Origin of the sequence: Pseudoalteromonas sp. P1-13-1a (assembly GCF_001401875.1) — a bacterium.
Lineage (GTDB): Bacteria > Pseudomonadota > Gammaproteobacteria > Enterobacterales > Alteromonadaceae > Pseudoalteromonas.
Map to the genome: position 1 here is coordinate 23,082 of NZ_LKDV01000020.1, position 18,637 is coordinate 41,718.

Annotated in this window: 15 protein-coding genes; 4 read left to right on the plus strand and 11 right to left on the minus strand. The window is 41.6% G+C overall.

The genetic code is table 11. The features are described 5' to 3' along the window. Positions 1-161: 161 nt before the first annotated feature. The 3 genes from AN391_RS13010 (at position 162) to AN391_RS13020 (ending at position 2,329) form a co-directional block, all read left to right on the plus strand. Complete coding sequence (locus tag AN391_RS13010; RefSeq protein ID WP_024032242.1) at positions 162-653, plus strand: peptidylprolyl isomerase; 492 nt, start codon at positions 162-164, stop codon at positions 651-653. 85 nt (positions 654-738) lie between these two features. After that, the gene (locus AN391_RS13015; RefSeq protein WP_055015797.1) at positions 739-1,476 is read left to right on the plus strand and encodes a UDP-2,3-diacylglucosamine diphosphatase; all 738 of its coding nucleotides are present in this window, start codon (positions 739-741) and stop codon (positions 1,474-1,476) included. 52 nt (positions 1,477-1,528) lie between these two features. Beyond that, a complete protein-coding gene (locus tag AN391_RS13020) occupies positions 1,529-2,329 on the plus strand; it encodes an ABC transporter substrate-binding protein (protein WP_055015798.1) in 801 nt (266 codons plus the stop codon). Positions 2,330-2,360: 31 nt separating this feature from the next. On the opposite strand, the gene miaE is transcribed toward AN391_RS13020, so the two are convergent. Next, positions 2,361-3,131, minus strand: coding sequence for a tRNA isopentenyl-2-thiomethyl-A-37 hydroxylase MiaE (gene miaE, locus AN391_RS13025; protein ID WP_055015799.1), 771 nt, complete (start codon positions 3,129-3,131; stop codon positions 2,361-2,363). A gap of 211 nt (positions 3,132-3,342) precedes the next feature. On the opposite strand from miaE, the gene AN391_RS13030 reads away from it, so the two are divergent. Further along, positions 3,343-3,942, plus strand: a complete 600-nt coding sequence (locus AN391_RS13030; protein WP_004586887.1) for a Yip1 family protein — start codon at positions 3,343-3,345, stop codon at positions 3,940-3,942. Between the two features lie 98 nt (positions 3,943-4,040). Here AN391_RS13030 and purF read toward each other — a convergent pair whose 3' ends face one another. The 10 genes from purF to fabB all read right to left on the minus strand — a co-directional run bounded on the left by purF (position 4,041) and on the right by fabB (position 18,564). Beyond that, positions 4,041-5,567: an amidophosphoribosyltransferase gene (purF, locus tag AN391_RS13035; protein ID WP_055015800.1), complete on the minus strand. Its 1,527-nt coding sequence runs from the start codon at positions 5,565-5,567 to the stop codon at positions 4,041-4,043. A gap of 18 nt (positions 5,568-5,585) precedes the next feature. Next, complete coding sequence (locus tag AN391_RS13040) at positions 5,586-6,080, minus strand: CvpA family protein (RefSeq protein WP_055015801.1); 495 nt, start codon at positions 6,078-6,080, stop codon at positions 5,586-5,588. 169 nt (positions 6,081-6,249) lie between these two features. Next, a complete protein-coding gene (locus AN391_RS13045; protein WP_055015802.1) occupies positions 6,250-6,888 on the minus strand; it encodes an SPOR domain-containing protein in 639 nt (212 codons plus the stop codon). 11 nt (positions 6,889-6,899) lie between these two features. Next, positions 6,900-8,165 (minus strand): bifunctional tetrahydrofolate synthase/dihydrofolate synthase, encoded by a 1,266-nt coding sequence (folC, locus tag AN391_RS13050; RefSeq protein ID WP_055015803.1) that lies wholly within the window; start codon positions 8,163-8,165, stop codon positions 6,900-6,902. A gap of 25 nt (positions 8,166-8,190) precedes the next feature. Next, positions 8,191-9,066: an acetyl-CoA carboxylase, carboxyltransferase subunit beta gene (gene accD / locus AN391_RS13055; protein ID WP_055015804.1), complete on the minus strand. Its 876-nt coding sequence runs from the start codon at positions 9,064-9,066 to the stop codon at positions 8,191-8,193. Between the two features lie 140 nt (positions 9,067-9,206). Then, positions 9,207-10,001 (minus strand): tRNA pseudouridine(38-40) synthase TruA, encoded by a 795-nt coding sequence (gene truA / locus AN391_RS13060; RefSeq protein ID WP_055015805.1) that lies wholly within the window; start codon positions 9,999-10,001, stop codon positions 9,207-9,209. A 146-nt stretch (positions 10,002-10,147) separates the two neighbouring features. Then, positions 10,148-14,701: a FimV/HubP family polar landmark protein gene (locus AN391_RS13065; RefSeq protein WP_055015806.1), complete on the minus strand. Its 4,554-nt coding sequence runs from the start codon at positions 14,699-14,701 to the stop codon at positions 10,148-10,150. Positions 14,702-15,053: 352 nt separating this feature from the next. Beyond that, positions 15,054-16,070, minus strand: a complete 1,017-nt coding sequence (locus AN391_RS13070) for an aspartate-semialdehyde dehydrogenase (RefSeq protein ID WP_055015807.1) — start codon at positions 16,068-16,070, stop codon at positions 15,054-15,056. A gap of 45 nt (positions 16,071-16,115) precedes the next feature. Beyond that, positions 16,116-17,237: a 4-phosphoerythronate dehydrogenase gene (locus AN391_RS13075; protein ID WP_055015808.1), complete on the minus strand. Its 1,122-nt coding sequence runs from the start codon at positions 17,235-17,237 to the stop codon at positions 16,116-16,118. A 112-nt stretch (positions 17,238-17,349) separates the two neighbouring features. Next, positions 17,350-18,564 carry a beta-ketoacyl-ACP synthase I gene (gene fabB / locus AN391_RS13080; protein WP_055015809.1) on the minus strand — a complete coding sequence of 405 codons (1,215 nt, stop codon included), beginning with the start codon at positions 18,562-18,564 and terminating at the stop codon, positions 17,350-17,352. Positions 18,565-18,637: the final 73 nt, after the last annotated feature.

Here is an 18,637-nt window from a genome sequence, read left to right on the forward strand (position 1 = left end):
GAAAATACAACAACGACAAAATACCACCTCGATATTAACCCCCTGTAAAACGCACAAGTATATACCCTGAGCAGCTTTGGATATATTGAACAAGCACTTTGTTTATCTTAGTTAACTAAGATAAAATAGCGCGACTAATTAAACCAGATATAGGAAACCACATGGTTGTTCTACACACTAATTTTGGTGACATCACCATTAAAATGTTTGAGCAAGAAGCTCCAAACACAGTTAAAAACTTTTTAGAGTACGCAAACTCAGGTTTTTACAACGGCACTATTTTTCACCGCGTAATTGACGGCTTTATGGTGCAAGGCGGTGGATTTGTACCTGGTATGGAACAAAAAGACGTTAACGACCCAATTCAAAACGAAGCTAATAATGGCCTATCTAATAAAGTAGGTACATTAGCAATGGCACGTACGCCTGATCCACATTCAGCAACGGCCCAATTCTTTATTAATGTTAACGACAACGACTTTTTAAACCACAGCAGCGAAACGTCGCAAGGCTGGGGTTACTGCGTATTTGCAGAAGTAGTTGAGGGCATGGACGTAGTAAATAAAATTAAAGGTGTAGCAACAGGCAGCGCTGGTTTTCACCAAGATGTACCGCTTGAAAATGTAATCATCGAAAACGTTACTGTAAGCTAAACGTTCACTCTTACACTGAGTAATTAAGCGGGCATGGTACATTAATGTATTCGCCCGCTTTTATTTAACCTAACTAGATGCCTTTATGACTTCTCAAACCTACTTTATTGCAGATTTACATCTAAGTGAAAACCGCCCAGATATTAGCGAGGCCTTTTATCGCTTTATAAATACGCATATTCTCGGTAAGCCCGTAGATGCACTGTATATTTTAGGTGATTTTTTTGAAGTATGGGTTGGGGATGACTACGTAACAGAATTGGCCAGTGAAGTTGCAAAACATTTAAAAGCCGTTAAAGATGGCGGAACGCCAGTGTACTTTATACATGGTAATCGTGATTTTATTATGCGTGAGCAATACGCTAAACGCGCTGGTATGGTATTGCTAAACGAGCAAACAGTTATAGATTTGTATGGCACACCCACTGTTATTTTGCACGGTGATGAAATGTGTACTCAAGATATAGAGTATCAAAAGTTTCGCAAAAAAAGCCGTGGCTGGTGGTGGCCTAAATTAATGTTAGCAATGCCACTTTGCTACAGAAAAAAAATTGCGCGTAATGCCAGAGAAAAAAGTAAATTAAGTCAAGCCGACAAACCCATAGAAGTTTTAGACGTAGTTGATGACGCCGTACTGGCGATGTTTGCAAAACACAATGTGAGCAACATGATACACGGGCACACGCATCGCCCTAATGTGCATAAGTACACTGTAGGTAAGCAAACACTAACACGCACTGTGCTTGGAGATTGGTATACTCAGGGCTCATACTTAGTGGTTACACCAGACAGTCAAAAACTTATTAATACGCCCTTCGCATAATCTCAAATCCTGACTATTATTTAAGTACTTTTTGGTAATAGGATAAGGATATATGAATAAAGCTATTTTTTGCTTATTGCTTTGTTGCATTTTTTCCAAAGGGTACGCCTCTGAAAATTGGCAACTCGTCGCTGAAAACTCTCCTCCTTATATTGGTGAGCGATTAATGGATAATGGTTGGGTGACAGCCTTAATTAAAGCGGCTTTAATAAATCAAAATATTGATAACGATATAGAGTTTACCAGTTGGAACAGAGCCCTAAAGCTAACCAAAATAAATAAAAAAGATGCAATTTTAGGCGCTTTTTTTACACAATCTCGCACTGAGCTTTTTTACTACTCACGCCCGCTGGCTAACGTATATGTCGGCTTATTTAAGCTCAAAGGCAGGCAAATAAACTATGACGGCAGTATGAACTCTTTACAGCCATACAGTATTTGTAAAGGCGTTGGCTATGCAGTTAGCGAGGCTTTTTCTGAAAGTAATGGCCTGGCTGTAACCTCCACTCGTGGGTTAATTAATAGTTTATACATGCTACAAAAAGGACGGATAGACTTAGTTGCAGGCACTAAAGAAGTGGGGGAATATTGGTTAAAAAACACCGAAAAGCTTAATGAGCCCGGCGCGCCACAAGTTGAATATATTTCGCCGGATTTAGAGCACCACCAACTCCATGTAATGTTTCCCAAATCTGACCCTAATGCAAAACATAAAAGGGACGCACTTGAGCAAGGCTTTACCGCTATTTTATACAATGGCACCGCAAAAAAAGTGTTGGTGAAACATGGTTTTTCTCAAAGTGCAGCACTTGAACTTATAGACTTTATAGAAAGAAGTAGCGCACCAAACTAGCCAGTGCGCTTGAAGAGCAAATAGCACCGATTTAGTTAGTGACTTGTGCAGGTGCACCACTGTGAAACTTAAAGTCTTCATCGGGGCTGGTAATTAAATCAGCCTCAACTTTACCAAAAAAGTCGACTCGCTCAGTAATATCAAAATCAGCAATTTCTTGTGCCAGTGTTAAGTAATCTTGATAATGGCGTGCCTCAGAGCGAAGCAACGAAATATAGAAATCGCCTAAGCGTTTATCAACATGCGGCGCAAGCTTTGCAAAACGCTCACACGAGCGAGCCTCAATATAAGCGCCTACAATAAGCTTATCGACGAGAGCATTAGGTTCAAACGTTTTAACGTTACGTAGCATCCCCTTAGCATAGCGACACGGTGTGATACTTCGGTACTCTACGCCATATTCGTCCATTATTTCGAGCACTTGGTAAAAGTGATGTAACTCTTCTTTTATTAGCATCACCATTTTATCAATTAAATCTTGCCCGTATGGCGAGTTTGACTTTGGAATAATAGATTTTGTCAGTTTATTTTTAGCCGCCAAATCACGCCAATTGCCTTCACGCTTATAAATAAGTGTTTCAAAAGGTTTTAGCCATTCGAGTAATGCATCACTGCTGTCTTTATCGACCGCGTACTTACGGATTAAAAACATTGCACTTTGCGCTGCTTTTAACTCACAAATTAAATGGTCGATTAAGATAACCGATAAATTCTCTTTTTTTACTGCTTCATCTACCCAGGCATTCGGGGTTTCGCACAATAAAAAATTATTAATAGGGGCTAAAAGTTCGCTATGTGGCACAGGGCTGCTCGTTACTTCAAATAATAAAACGCCATTTTAACACGAAAAATAACGAAGAATAAAACAAGCAAAAACAACTGACTTAAAATGTTAATAAGCAGTTAACTTGACTTTATATCTGAACTAAACCATAAATATAAGTGCTGTATAAAAAACAAACTAAAAATAAATTATAACCAACAGTAAACCGTTCCTTTTATGGAGTACCGCTATGATACTGAATCACCTGTGGGGCATTTATGCTCATCCACTCGAAGAATGGCAAACAATAGATAACCGCCACGAAAGCCTAACTTACAGCTTGTCGCATATTTTACTTATTGCATTATTTCCATCGATTATGGGGTATTACTCATCGGTGTATTTAGGCTGGAGTATTGGTGCAGGCAACCCAGTATTTTTAACGCATGAAAGCGCACTGCTAATTGCCGTGGCTATGTATGGTGCGTTAATAGCCGGAGTGTTTGCTTTGGCCTATTTAGCCCATTGGATGGCCGTTACATTTGGTGCTAAACCTACGTTTACACAAACGCTTGAGCTTGCCGCTTATACTGCTACACCTGTGTTTATGTCGGCCTTAGCCGCTTTTTTACCTGAGCTGTGGTTTGTTGTTTGCGTAGGTATGATTGCCCTAGCCTACTCGGTGTACTTACTGTATACGGGCGTGCCAATACTTATGCATATTCCGCAAGAGCGCGGCTTTATTTATGCCAGCTCTGTTGTCACCTGCGGGCTAATTTTATTGGTAATAATTTTAGCTGTAACCGCAATTCTTTGGACTAACGGTATTGTGAGTCCAATGTTTACCTAATCAACCACGTTGTTTGATATGAAGTGTTCCCTTTCTTTCCTTCGCAAAAAAGGAGCTAATTAGCTCCTTTTTTTATGTCGATTATGTTTAGTTACACATTAGTCAGCTTCGTTGGCATCTTGATTATGTATTTCAAGGCCTGATGACATGGCATTTTCGCGGTTGCTTTTAGCCGAGTCGTTACGTAGTTGATCAATATGATTTAGGTAATCTTGATCAATATCGCCGGTGATGTACTGCCCATCAAATACAGAGGTTTCAAACTTAGTAATTTCTGGGTTTTCTTGGCTCACCGCTTCAATTAAATCGTTTAGCGATTGAAAAATTAAGCCATCAGCACTGATGCTTTGGTTAATGTCTTCAACTTCGCGGCCATGTGCAATAAGCTCTGCTGCAGAGGGCATATCAATACCATACACATTCGGGAAGCGGATTTCAGGAGCGGCTGAGGCAAAATACACATTTTTTGCTCCGGCTTCACGGGCCATTTCTACAATTTGCGCAGAAGTAGTACCGCGCACAATTGAATCATCAACCAGTAAAACGTTTTTACCTTTAAATTCACGGTCAATCGCATTTAGCTTTTGACGCACTGACTTTTTACGCATTTCTTGGCCAGGCATGATAAATGTACGACCAATATAACGGTTTTTAACAAAGCCTTGGCGGTAAGGTAAATCAAGCATGCGGGCAATTTCTAATGCTACATCGCATGAGGTTTCAGGAATTGGGATAACTACATCAATGTCTTTATCGCTCCACTCACGCGCAATTTTTTCACCCAGTTTAGTACCCATGTTTACACGCGTTGCGTAAACCGACATACGATCGATGGTTGAATCAGGGCGAGCGAAATAAACAAACTCAAAAATACAGGGCGCATAAGAGGCTTTTTCTGCACAACTTTGTGAATGAAATTGACCGTCTTCAGTCACATAAATAGCTTCACCTGGCGCTACATCTCGCACAAATTCAAAGCCGTCAGGCTTTAGTGCTACGCTTTCTGATGCAAACATGTACTCAGTGCCTTTAGGCGTTTCACGCTTACCAAATACCAGCGGGCGAATACCATTAGGGTCACGAAATGCTAAAACACCGTGACCAATAATCATCGCAATAGCGGCGTAGCCACCTGTAACCTTGTTGTTTACTTCGGTTACTGCGGTGAATATATCTTCAGCGTCTAAATGTAATTTGTCAGATTTACTCAGCTCATGCGCCATAATATTAAGCAGTATTTCTGAGTCTGACGTTGTATTAACATGGCGACGCGCTTCTGAAAACAATTGCTGCTTGAGCGTTTCAGCATTCGTTAAATTACCATTGTGCGCAAGCGCAATACCAAATGGTGAATTAACATAAAACGGCTGCGCTTCAGATGAACTTGACGAGCCAGCAGTAGGGTAACGAACGTGGCCAATACCAATTGTGCCTTGTAGTCGCTTCATATGGCGGGTGTGAAACACATCCTTTACTAGGCCATTTGCTTTGCGCAAGCTGAACGTATTGTTTTCAATGGTAATGATGCCCGCGGCATCTTGACCTCGGTGCTGCAAAACAGTTAAGCCATCATAAATCGCCTGATTAACAGGAGATGTTCCGACTATCCCAACGATACCACACATGTAATTTATCCTCGCCGATTAACGGTTTACTGAATTTAAAAAGCTCGAGTTGTTTTCTAGGTACGAAAAAAACCATTCAACAACAAAGCCAAATTCTGGAATCAAAATAGAATTGCCCCACCAGTGCGTGTTTGGTGCACCAGTAAAAGCATCAAGAAAGAAGAGTAACGCGCTCACGACCAACACGCCTCGTAGCGCACCAAAAACAATGCCAAAGACACGATCGGTGCCAGATAAACCAGTACGCTGTACAAGCTCACCTAAAATGTAGTTTAGTAAACCGCCTAACAGTAGCGTCGCAAAGAAGAGTATGGCAATGGCCGCCGCATTTCTTAAAAGGGGTTCAGAAATACTTGTTAGGAAGGAAGCTAAATATTGGTAGAACAAACTAGAGATGATAAATGCGCAACCCCATACTGCTAATGACATAGCTTCTTTAACGAAGCCGCGTATTAAACCTATGATGGTAGACAGTGCAATGATGCCAAGAATGGCGTAATCAACCCAGATCATATTAACCAATTAGTCGCTATTTTGGGGCGCATTCTATACCCAAACCTCCTAAATATGCAAGTTAAAGCGGGAGATAACCAGCAACTATCTAATACAAAAAATTAACATTTAAGAGGTGTGTTTTTTAGCGCTAAATTAAAAAGGCCTTACTAAGTAAGGCCTTTAAAAATCAGTGAGTGACGGTATATTGCGTTACTTTGCCGTTGAGCTTGGTCAGCGCTTTTAGCTCAGGTAACTTTTTAGTAAGCTCAGCCTTATCAAGCGAAGGACCCACAAACACTTTAGTCAATGTACCATTAGGCGTTTTGATGGGCTTTGTAAACGTTTTAAAGCCTTTTGCTTTGAGCTTTGCTTGTAAAGCCTTTACATTAGCCGCATGAGAAAAGCTACCAAGCTGAATTACATAGGCCATATCAGTGAGGTTTTCTTCACTCTTGCGTGGCGCAATAGGGTTGGCTTTGACAGGCTCTGGCACTTTAGCAACAGGTTTGCTTGGCACACTCTCACCTTCTATGCTGCCCTCGACTACTTCTCGATCTGCCGCGAATTTGCTTTCTTGGCTTGTGAGCACGTCGTCATCAGCAGCTACATTCTCTATTGGCGCTTGCTTTAAGGGCTCGGCTTGCGCTACTTTTTCATCTATAGACTCTTGAAGGTCGATAGTTTTAAACTCAGAGCGTTCAGGAATAGCTTTAAAGCCCTCTTTATAGTGGACCTTTTCGCCATCGAGTATATTAGGAATAAACACAATTGCTGCGATCACCACAATACTGGTTCCAACTAAACGATTTATAAAACCTGAGTTCACCGACTTTCTCTCTATTTTTTAAAGTAGTTTATAGCATCTGCAACAGTAAAAAATGACCCAAACACAATTAAAAGCGTATCACTTTGCTGTGTAGGCATAATTACATTAAGCGCATCGTGCACACTATTATAGCGTTCATGCGTGCCTGTATGAGGTATAGTTTGCAACGCGGCGGCCATATTTTCAACGTTATCGCCACGTGGTATGTGTAAGCTAGTAAGAGACCATTGATCAATTACAGAGCTTACCTCTTTAAGTACACCCGCTTTATCTTTATCAGCAAGCATAGCGACTAATGCATGAATTTTAAAGCCTTTATCTTTATAGCTTGCAAGCTTTAGTGCTAAATAACGAGCAGATTCGGGATTGTGCGCAACATCAGTAAACACTAAAGGTGTAGTATTGAGTTGCTGAAATCGGCCCTCAACAACTAAATTAGCTAAACAACGTTTAATTACCTCATCGCTTGGTAGTAAATTTAACACTGCTAAAGTAGTTAAAGCCGTTGCGGCATTTTGTGCAGGAATTGCTGGTTTGTCTAACGCCAGATCATAATGCTTATATTGCCATGTGAAATGCGCTGGGTGCTCTTTGAATATAAAATCAGTGCCCGATATAACCATATTGGCTTTAATCTCAGTGCCGTAATCGGTCATAGTGTGGGGTATGTTCAAATCACCAATAATAGCTGGCGTATTTTCACGAAATATACCTGCTTTATCATAAGCAACCAGCTCGCGTGTATCGCCTAGGTATTCTTTGTGATCTAAATCGATAGTGGTGATCACACTTGCATAAGGTGTAACGATATTGGTGGCATCAAAACGCCCACCCAAACCAACTTCAAGCAGCACATAATCAACCTCAAAACGCTTAAAAATAGCTAATGCACCAAGAGTGCCATATTCAAAATACGTCAGTGCCGTGCTACCGCGACCTTGCTCTAGCGTGTTAAAGGCATCAACATGGTATTGATCTTCAAGCTCTTGAGCATTTATGCGCACACGCTCGTTGTATTTAATTAAATGAGGAGAGGCATAAGTGCCAACAGAATAACCTTGAGCCAACAATAAAGACTCTAAACAGCGTGCTGTTGTCCCTTTGCCGTTTGTGCCGCCAATCAAAATGATTTTGCTGGAAGTGTTTAATAAGCCAATGTTGTTTGCAACAGTAGCGACGCGTTCGAGGCCCATTTCAATATTTGCAGGGTGAACACTCTCTAAATAACAAAGCCAATCATCAAGGCTTGATGATTGGCTAGGAATTATATTTGTCATAGCGTGTAATCAGTAAAGCTGAAATTTACGCTACTCTATGCTCTTGTTCAGTAGAAGGCAAGTTCATAAATTTAGCAAGCACACGTGCTAACGTGTCACGCATTTCGCGACGGTCAACAATCATGTCTATCGCACCGTGCTCTAATAAGAACTCACTACGCTGAAAACCTTCAGGCAGAGTTTCACGTACTGTTTGTTCAATAACGCGCGGACCAGCAAAACCAATTAAGGCTTTTGGCTCTGCAACGTTTATATCACCTAACATCGCAAGTGATGCTGATACACCGCCCATGGTTGGGTCGGTCATAACTGATATAAACGGCAGGCCTTTTTCGCTCATTTTAGCAAGTGCAGCACTGGTTTTAGCCATTTGCATAAGCGACATAAGTGCTTCTTGCATACGTGCACCACCTGAAGCTGAAAAACACACTAATGGCATGTTGTGCTCTAAACATTGGTCTACGGCATCAACAAATCGTGCACCTACAACCGAAGCCATTGAACCACCCATAAATGAGAATTCAAAAGCAACCGCTGCAACAGGAATACCTTTTAAGCGGCCTTTCATCGCTACTAGTGCGTCTTTTTCGCCACTTGTTTTTTGGGCTGCGCTAATACGATCTGAGTATTTTTTTGAGTCTTTAAACTTTAATACATCTTTAGGCTCGTGCTCAGTACCTAGCTCTGTGCGGTCGGCTTCATCTAAAAAGTGCTCTAAACGCTTACGGCCGCTCACACGCATGTGGTGGTCGCATTTAGGACATACGTTTAATGACTTCTCTAGTTCAGCTTTATATAAAATTGAATCGCAAGCTGTACATTTAGCCCAAACGCCCTCTGGAATTTCTTTACGACCTGATGACTTAGTCGTTTTAGGTAAGATTTTTTCTAACCAACTCATTTGCAACTCTCTTAATGCTGTTCTGTGTCGCGAGCCTGCTAATAAGTAGCAGACAGATTTTTTCAATTAAAACATGAATTACACAAACACGGTATAAAAAACTGGTCTTAGTAGTTAGATAAACGCTTATAAATTCAGCACTAACATTCCGTATCAGGTAAAAATAATGGCCCTAACGGCGTTTTAGGAATGTTAAAATGCGCTGGGTAATCAACATCCACTAAGTACAACCCTGCCGCTTTTGCCGTGGCACTGGCTTTAGCGCGCTCTTTTAAATCTAATAGCTCTTTTAACCACACTGGCTGATGTTTATGTAAGCCTATATCCATTAGACAGCCGGTAATATTGCGCACCATATGGTGTAAAAAAGCATTCGCTTTAATATCAATAATAACGTAATCACCCTGTCGCTGTACCGATAAATGATGAATTGTTCTGTTTGCTGTATTAGCTTGGCAATGCAGTGCTCTAAAAGAAGTAAAGTCATGCTCACCAATTAAGTACTGACACGCTTCTTGCATTTTTGTTTCATCAAGTGGGTGATGAAAATGTGTAACCCCTTCATTCATCACTGCGCCCCTGTAGGCGTAATTATAAATAACATAACGGTAACGACGCGCTGTTGCGCTAAAACGTGCATGGAAGTCTTCACTTACGGGCTGTGCAAAACGAATTGCTATGTCTTTAGGTAGTAGCGTATTCATCCCCATGGTAAACGCCACCATTTCACGCGGAGCATGAGTTTCAAAGTGGATAACTTGGCCAGTGCCATGCACCCCAGCATCTGTGCGCCCCGCGCACACTATTTCAACCGGATGATTACAAATGCGCGATAACGCTTTTTCTACTTCTTGTTGTACGCTATTTACGTGAGACTGGCGTTGCCACCCACTGTAACGCGCGCCGTTGTATTCAACTCCAAGTGCTACTCGCATAATTACTGCTTTACCTACTGTGCTAATGAACGAGGCATTTTATGCTATCTCGCGGTGCAATAAAAGCCAGTGTGTTGTGATCCAATAAATACCTACAAAAAAGCCGCAATAATTACCTTATTGCGGCTCAAATCGCGTTTACAACGCTACTTTAATTTTGCTTTTAAGCTTTGGGCTTCTTCTTGCACATCTTCAGGGCCACTTTCAATAACATCTTCAATCACTTTTAATGCTGAGTCAAAGTCGTCAATTTCAATATACGCCCTCGCCAAATCGAGCTTGGCAGAATAACCACCGCTCTCTAAGTCAACATCTGTAGGATTGTCTCCAGCAAGTAAGGATTCAAAATCACCTAACCCTACATCCATATTAACTTCGTCATAAGGTTCGTGCTCAAGTACCGAGTCGTCACTTTGTTCGAGTAGCGCATCAATATCAACAAAATCGTCGGCAGTAGGCTGCTCTGTATCTTGTATAGGGTTATCTTGAACCGCTTTCGTTTCAATCTCACTATCTAAATCTTCATTAAGTAAGCTATCGAAATCGACGTCAAATTCACTGCTGTCCTCTAAATTTAACTCATCTGGTTCAGCTAGTTCACTGAGTAACGCATCAAAATCGGTTTGCGTTAGATCAGCCATAAACTCATCGTCTAGCTGCTCGTCGGGTATAACCTCTTCATTAGTTTGCTCATGAGGAGCTTGCGTTAGCTCAGCTTCTATCTGCGAGTTTGTTATTTCATCTTCAACGTCTTCAGAAAGTGCTTGTTCTAAAATTGCATCGTCAAAATCAGGCTGTTCTTGCTTGCTGTCCGTAATCTGCTCTTCACTGAAAGACTCCTCTTGCGAGAGAGGTGTCTCAACATCATCGTCAATCAGCGGCTCGTCATCTAAGTCAGCATCTAATGCATCAATACCAGTGTTACCAGCAAGTGCATTCGCTAAATCTTGCTCAGCTTGGCTTGGGGCCATACCGCTTGACTGTCCATCAAGTTCATCACCTTGCAACTCTTGGGGACTATATGATTGCTGATCATCTAAATCAAAATCGTCGTTATCAAGCTCTAATTCAGGGTATTCATCAAGCTCTTCGCTTGGGGTGACTTGCTCATCTAATAATGCATTAAGCTCTTCGTCTAACCCATCAATGCTTTGCAGTAAATCGTCATCGAAAACCCCTTTGTCTTCATCCGTATTTTCAGGTAAATCTAGCTCGCTTGCGACATCCGTTAATTCATCCGCCGATAAATCCGTTTGAGCCCGGCTATCATCTTCACCGATTTCTTCAGCGGCAAGCTGTGGCTCTAATTCCAGCTCTGAAAAATCATTATCAATGAGTAATTCATCATCAAAGTCGTCTTCTAGGCTATCTAATTCATTGCCCGAAAGTGCGTTTGCTAAGTCTTGTTCAGCTTGGCTTGGCTGCATGCCTGTAGCCTCACCATCAAGCTCATCGCCCAATAACTCATCAGGTAAGTATTGCTGTTGTTCTGTTACATCTAACGCGTCTCTCTTCTCATCTGAAAAGTCTATATCATCGCTGATTGTATCATTTACAACCTCATTTTCAGGTTGAGTATCTAAAAGCGGATTCGCTGGTGTTTCCTGTGAATCTAGCGGATCGTCACCTAAATCGACCTCTACCTCTTCAATATCATCATCAAGGTCATCAAGTGCCCAATCAGGGTTTTCAACATAGTCTTCGTCTGTAGCTTGCTCTAGTTCACTGAGTAATTCATCAACACTTTTTAGGGTATCGTCAGTGTACTCACCCTGCGCATCTTCTGGGTCAAGTAATGTTTCTGAACTATCTGTGAAGACGGTGTTTTCAAGCAAATCATCACTAAGCTCAGGCTCTTCTTCAAGCTCAGGCTCCTCGAGAAGCTCAGGCTCCTCGAGAAGCTCAGGTTCTTCTACAAGTTCAGGTTCTTCTTCAAGCTCAGGCTCTTCTGCAAGTTCAGGTTCTTCTTCAAGCTCAGGCTCTTCTACAAGTTCTGGTTCTTCTACAAGTCCAGGTTCTTCTTCAAGCCCTGGTTCTTCTGCAAGTTCAGATTCTTCTACAAGCTCTGGTTCATCTTCAAGCTCAGGTTCTTCTATAAGATCAGGCTCATCTTCAAGCTCAGGTTCATCTTCAAGCTCAGGTTCTTCTAAAAGATCAGGCTCATCTACAAGCTCTGGTTCATCTTCAAGTTCAGGTTCTTCTACAAGCTCTGGTTCATCTTCAAGCTCAGGTTCTTCTACAAGCTCTGGTTCTTCTAAAAGATCAGGCTCATCTTCAAGCTCTGGCTCTTCTACAAGTTCAGGTTCATCTTCAAGCTCAGTTTCTTCTAAAAGCTCAGGCTCATCTTCAAGCTCTGGTTCTTCTAAAAGATCAGGCTCATCTTCAAGCTCTGGTTCTTCTACAAGCTCTGGTTCTTCTACAAGTTCAGGTTCTTCTACAAGCTCAGGTTCTCCTAGCTCTGGTTCATCAATAAGTGAAGACGCTAAAGTTTCAATATCATCTTCGTTAAAATCGCTCTGTGCATCAGCCAGTTCTTCAACAGAATCAGCCAAAGCGCTATCTATATCTCGCTCTGTATCATTATCTGTTGTTACTTGAGCTGCAGGTGAATCTTCAACTTCATCAATTAGGCTGTCTATGTCATCTAAATCAAAGTCATCACTTTCTTCAACGAGTGCATCAGCCGGGGTTTCATCAGGTGTGTCGCCCGCGTCATCAATTAGACTGTCTATGTCATCTAAATCAAAGTCATCGCTTTCTTCAACGAGTGCATCAGCCGGGGTTTCATCAGGTGTGTCGCCCGCTTCATCAATTAGACTGTCTATGTCATCTAAATCAAAGTCATCGCTTTCTTCAACGAGCGCATCAGCTGGGGTTTCATCAGGTGTGTCGCCCGCGTCATCGATTAGGCTGTCTATGTCATCTAAATCAAAATCATCGCTTTCTTCAACGAGTGCATCAGCCGGGGTTTCATCAGGTGTGTCGCCCGCTTCATCAATTAGGCTGTCTATGTCATCTAAATCAAAATCATCGCTCTGTTCAACGAGCGCATCAGCTGGGGTTTCATCTGGTGTGTCGCCCGCTTCATCAATTAGGCTATCAATGTCACCTAAATCAAAGTCGTCGTTTTCTTCAACAAGTGCATCAGCAGAGGCCGTATCGGTGGTATCACTCGCTTCATCAATTAAGCTGTCTATGTCGTCTAAGTCAAAGTCATCGTCTTTTGGTGAGTCTGTATCAGCTTGTTGATCTAATAATTCATCAATATCAAAGTCATCGCCTTCTTCTTGGGCAAGCTCTTCGCTTAAGGCGGCCAACTCATCATTGCTTTCGACATTACTATCAGCACTCGGTTGCTCAACCTCAGGCAAGTCAATTTCAGGTAAGCTATCGTCCTCATCAAATAAATCGTCAAGATCATCGCTGCTTAAAATATCGTCTGACTCTTTTGCATCACCTAAATCGAGGTCAATTTCATCCTCTGGTTTCTCATCTACAGGCTCATCAAAGCCCTGCTGCATGAAAATATCTAACTCGTCTCCTGCACCGCCTTCATCATCAAAAACAATATCATCACTTAATAAGCTTTCTAATTCGTCTTGATCGAGCAAGTTTTCAGTATCAGAAAACTCCTCGTCTAACGCATCATCAAGAGAATCGTCAAATGCAATATCACCCTCTGGCAAAATATCGTCGCTATGATTGTCATCAAGTTGAATATCTAAATCATCAAGAGGGTCAGGAATGATTGGATCGTCTGGCGCATCATTACTTTGCGGCTCGCCTTCGGTAAAGCTGGGCGTTTGTGGTAGAAAGTCGTCGTCATCTTGCGTTTCCTCATCTTTGTTGGTGCGCTTACGTAAAAACATCACCACAGCAAAAATAATTAATAATGCAGGAATGGTCATTAATAAAATAAGTACAAGCGGTTTAGACATGAAAGCGCCTAAGTCAAAAGGTTCTTCTTTTGGTACTTCTTGTACTTTTTGTTGCGCAATTATTTCATTTTGCTTTTCAATGAGTTCTTTTAACTGTTTTTGAATTTCGCTGTCTTGGCCTAGTTGCTCTTTTACATTAGCTAGTTCTTTTGAAATGCCCGACAGTTGCTTTTTGAGATTATTATTTTCAGCTAATATTTCTTCTACATTATTAACCGAACTTTTAAATTGCTGCTGCAGCTCTACAAGTTTATTACCTTGCTGCGTTTTTATTTCATTTAATTCTTTTTGAATTTCTTTTTTAGCGTCGTCAACATCGGCTTTACGTGCTTGAGTAACTTTAGTTTGCGCAGCGTTAATTTCACTCGTGGTTAGTGTGCCATTTTTCTTTTTTTCCCACAGCGCGTCGTCTTGCTCTGAGCGCTGTTTAGCAAGCTGTGGATCTACGCGTCTAATTTCCGCTAAAGTGGGTATTTTTAAATAGGCACCACTTTGCATGTGGTTTAGGTTTTGTTCTAAAAATGAATTAGGGTTTTTGTTATACAAGGCTTGCATAACTTGGTAGATACTAACTGAATTATCTGGGCGTACTTTGGCAGCAATACGCCATAGTGTATCGGTTGGCTTTATAGGCCCTATTGATCGCCCTTGCGCACCATAGTCAGCGCCTTTTGGCCCCTTTAATTGGGTGCTGTCTTGAGAGTAAATTGGAGTTACTACCAATGCAGACGCTAATATAATAAGTGAAGCTAAACCGCGCATGCTGATCCTTTAATGTGTAAATGTTAAATGCTTTGCTATTTATTAAGCTGCTCAACATTAATTATTCTTGCCGTAACCAGCCAAACAGCTGATCTACATTTGTTATTACAATCTATTTTTATTGCAAGCTCTATTCCAGTTACAAACTATAAACCAGTTACGGTCTAATATCCATTGCAACGCTTTGAAAATAAATACCTTAAAACTTTATTCTTAATACTATTTTATCGTGATAGATCAAGGCGTTTAGCTTAGTAGCAACGCTAAGCGGCAATAATTTGGCTTCTCCAAAAACAAAAGCGGCAAACTCTTAAAGTTTGCCGCTTAATTTACACACAATATTAGCTGCTATTTATAAGTAGTTAGCGATTAACTCTTCAGCTATTTGTACGCTATTTGTTGCAGCCCCTTTGCGGGTGTTGTCACTCACAACCCACATATTTAAACCATGCGGGTGCGAAATATCGGCGCGCAAGCGGCCAATGTAAACCGTATCATTACCACTGGCATCTGACACCGCTGTTGGGTAATCTCCTTCGTCTTCAATAAGTTCGACTCCTGGCGCATCATTTAAAAGCTGCTTAACGTGCTCAAAGTCATACGGCATGCGTGTTTCAATATTGATTGACTCTGAATGGCCAAAAAATACAGGTACACGTACACAGGTTGGGTTAACCGCAATGGTAGTATCGCCCAAAATTTTATGTGTTTCGTTTACCATTTTCATTTCTTCGCGTGTGTAGCCGTTATCTTCAAAGGTATCGATTTGAGGGATAACGTTAAATGCAATTTGCTTAGGAAAAATTTCGTTTTCCATTGGACGCGCATTCATCAAATTGGCGGTTTGTTTTGCCAGTTCATCGACTGCTTCTTTGCCTGCACCAGATACAGCTTGGTAGGTAGATACATTAATGCGGTCAATACCATAAGCATCGTAAATGGGTTTAAGGGCAAGCATCATTTGAATAGTAGAGCAATTAGGGTTTGCAATAATATTGCGGTTTCTAAAGTCTTCAAGGCTTGCTGCATTCACTTCTGGTACCACTAGCGGCACTTCAAAATCATTTCTAAAATGTGAAGTGTTATCAATTACAACACAGCCAGCGTCGGCCGCAATTGGCGCGTATTTTTCTGACACACTGCCACCGGCTGAAAACAAACCAATGTGTGCTTGGCTAAAGTCAAAGCCTTCTACGTCTTGTACTTCAATGGTTTCGCCACGAAACTTTATGTCTTCACCTGCGCTGCGGCTACTGGCTAGTAAAAAGAGTTGGTCTACCGGAAACTTACGATCTTCCAGGGTTTCAATAATTTGACGACCTACTAAGCCTGTAGCGCCAAGCACAGCAACATTATATTTTTGCGACATATTTTATCCTCTTTAAGCACTGTTATAACAACAATGCTAGTTAAATTAGTTTGCGGTGTTAAAACCAAGCTGAGCGAGTGTATTTGTATACTGCCCATTCCCTTGCACTGTTAAAGTGCTAAACTCACGCCTTACTGGGTAGTTTTTACGTAAACTATCAAACCCATCTTTTGCTAAGTGACGTAGCAAAATGCCATCATCGCGGCGTACGTCGTAGATTAAATGCACTAAGCGCGCAATATCAGCCTCAGTAAAGGTGCTTTCTAAATTTAAGTTTGTAACAGCAGGTTGTGGTAAAAAATCAGAAAGCGATTTTTCTGCGGTTACGTCTTTTAATTTACATAGAGCCTGATACAGCATTTGTGTGCCGCGGGCTTTTCCTTCAAGGGTATGCCCGGCAATGTGCACGCTGGCATAGCGCACATGATCAAGCAATGGAATTAAAATGTTAGGCTCGTTTTCCCACACATCAAGAACCAAATCTAAGTCTGCCCCTTGCTCCATAACCGATAACAAAGCCTGGTTATCAATCACTTCTCCACGGCTAGCATTTATAACAGCCAACCCAGGCTTTAACGCGTTTAGGCGTTTTTCATCTATTAAATGATGTGTTTTATGCTCACCAGTTTTAATCAGCGGCACATGAAAAGTAACCGCATCTACACGCTCAAGTAGGTCATCAAGTTCTACATGCTCGGTTAATAAGCCCTGCTCATGTTTAATTGGGTCACATAATAAAACATCAACATCAAGTGCTTTTAGTTTTTGAGCTAAACAGCTGCCAATATTACCCACCCCAACAATACCTATTGTTTGCCCACTCAGTGAGGTTGCGTTTTCTTGGCTTAAAGCAAATAAGCTACTTATTACATATTCAGCCACCGCGATTGCATTACAGCCAGGGGCACTGCTAAAAGCAATGCCTTTCTCGTTAAGTAAAGGTGTATCTATATGATCAACACCAATGGTGGCGGTACCTACAAAGCTTAATTTATTAGCCTTTGCAAGCAGATCACTGTTTACTTTAGTAACCGAGCGCGTAAGGAGTACATCAACATCAATCAACGCATCAGGTGTTAAATTTCGTCCATCAAAGCGCGTTACCTCACCAAAGTCTGCAAAATACTGCTCAACTAAAGGCATGTTTTGATCGGCAAGAATCTTCATTGGGGAGTCCGTATGGCAAAATGAGGCGCTATTGTAACGAACAACCAAGCAATTACACAAACTAAAAAGCCGAGCAATGCTCGGCTTTTAATCACTATAAAGAGAAAACGAATTAACCTTTATATTTACTCATAACTAATGTGGCATTTGTACCACCAAAGCCAAAGCTATTAGACATTACCGTATTAAGCTGTGTATCGCGGCGCTCTGTTACAATGTTAAGGCCTTGTGCTTGCTCATCTAGCTCTTCTACGTTAATAGATGGCGCTACAAAGTCGTTTTCCATCATTAAAATTGAGAAAATAGCTTCGTGAACACCCGCAGCACCCAATGCGTGACCCGTTAATGATTTAGTCGCACTAATAAGCGGCGAGTTACCACCAAACACTTCTTGAATGGCGCCTAGCTCTTTAACATCACCTACTGGCGTAGAGGTACCGTGCGTGTTTAAATAATCAATGGGTGCATCAACGCCTTGCATTGCTTGGCGCATACAGCGTACAGCACCTTCACCTGACGGTGCTACCATGTCGTAGCCATCAGATGTGGCGCCATAGCCTACAATTTCTGCGTAAATATGTGCGCCACGAGCAAGTGCATGCTCAAGCTCTTCTACGACAACAATACCGCCACCAGCAGAAATAACAAAACCATCGCGGTTTGCATCGTACGTACGTGATGCTTTTTCTGGTGTTTCGTTGTATTTAGTAGACAACGCGCCCATTGCGTCAAATTCCATTGCAAGGGTCCAGTGTAGCTCTTCACCACCACCGGCAAAAATAACATCTTGCTTGCCTAATTGAATTTGCTCAACCGCGTGACCTATACAATGTGCAGAAGTTGCACACGCAGAGCTTATAGAATAGTTAACACCTTTAATTTTAAATGGCGTTGCTAAACAGGCCGATGTGGTGCTCGCCATTGTACGCGGTACCATATATGGGCCTACACGTTTTACACCTTTTTCGCGCAAAATATCGGCTGCTTCTACTTGCCACTTTGAAGAGCCACCACCTGAGCCTACTAATAAACCCGTGCGCTCATTAGATACTTGCTCATCTGATAAGCCAGCATCTTCAATTGCTTGCTTCATAGAAATATAAGAGTAAGCAGCAGCATCTCCCATAAAGCGCATTGCTTTACGGTCTACGTGTTCTTTAACATCAATATCAATTTTGCCCGATACATTACTGCGTAAGTTGTAATCGGCAAATTCTTGGTTAAAAGCAATACCGCTTTTACCCGCTTTTAATGACTCTAAAACTTCTTGTTTGTTATTACCGATGCTTGATACAACACCGATACCCGTAATTACGGCTCTTCTCATGGGTAATTCCCTTAGCTTGAAACTAAATTACTGTGTATTTTACGCTGTTTTTAGGTGTTAAGTGGTCAGCTTT

What these genes read in the sequence shown, in the direction of transcription:
- accD (WP_055015804.1), bottom strand. Translation starts at nt 9,066, where the DNA reads ATGAGTTGGTTAGAAAAAATCTTACCTAAAACGACTAAGTCATCAGGT.
- folC (WP_055015803.1), bottom strand. Translation starts at nt 8,165, where the DNA reads ATGACAAATATAATTCCTAGCCAATCATCAAGCCTTGATGATTGGCTT.
- AN391_RS13075 (WP_055015808.1), bottom strand. Translation starts at nt 17,237, where the DNA reads ATGAAGATTCTTGCCGATCAAAACATGCCTTTAGTTGAGCAGTATTTT.
- truA (WP_055015805.1), bottom strand. Translation starts at nt 10,001, where the DNA reads ATGCGAGTAGCACTTGGAGTTGAATACAACGGCGCGCGTTACAGTGGG.
- AN391_RS13030 (WP_004586887.1), top strand. Translation starts at nt 3,343, where the DNA reads ATGATACTGAATCACCTGTGGGGCATTTATGCTCATCCACTCGAAGAA.
- AN391_RS13010 (WP_024032242.1), top strand. Translation starts at nt 162, where the DNA reads ATGGTTGTTCTACACACTAATTTTGGTGACATCACCATTAAAATGTTT.
- AN391_RS13040 (WP_055015801.1), bottom strand. Translation starts at nt 6,080, where the DNA reads ATGATCTGGGTTGATTACGCCATTCTTGGCATCATTGCACTGTCTACC.
- AN391_RS13020 (WP_055015798.1), top strand. Translation starts at nt 1,529, where the DNA reads ATGAATAAAGCTATTTTTTGCTTATTGCTTTGTTGCATTTTTTCCAAA.
- AN391_RS13065 (WP_055015806.1), bottom strand. Translation starts at nt 14,701, where the DNA reads ATGCGCGGTTTAGCTTCACTTATTATATTAGCGTCTGCATTGGTAGTA.
- AN391_RS13015 (WP_055015797.1), top strand. Translation starts at nt 739, where the DNA reads ATGACTTCTCAAACCTACTTTATTGCAGATTTACATCTAAGTGAAAAC.
- AN391_RS13070 (WP_055015807.1), bottom strand. Translation starts at nt 16,070, where the DNA reads ATGTCGCAAAAATATAATGTTGCTGTGCTTGGCGCTACAGGCTTAGTA.
- purF (WP_055015800.1), bottom strand. Translation starts at nt 5,567, where the DNA reads ATGTGTGGTATCGTTGGGATAGTCGGAACATCTCCTGTTAATCAGGCG.
- fabB (WP_055015809.1), bottom strand. Translation starts at nt 18,564, where the DNA reads ATGAGAAGAGCCGTAATTACGGGTATCGGTGTTGTATCAAGCATCGGT.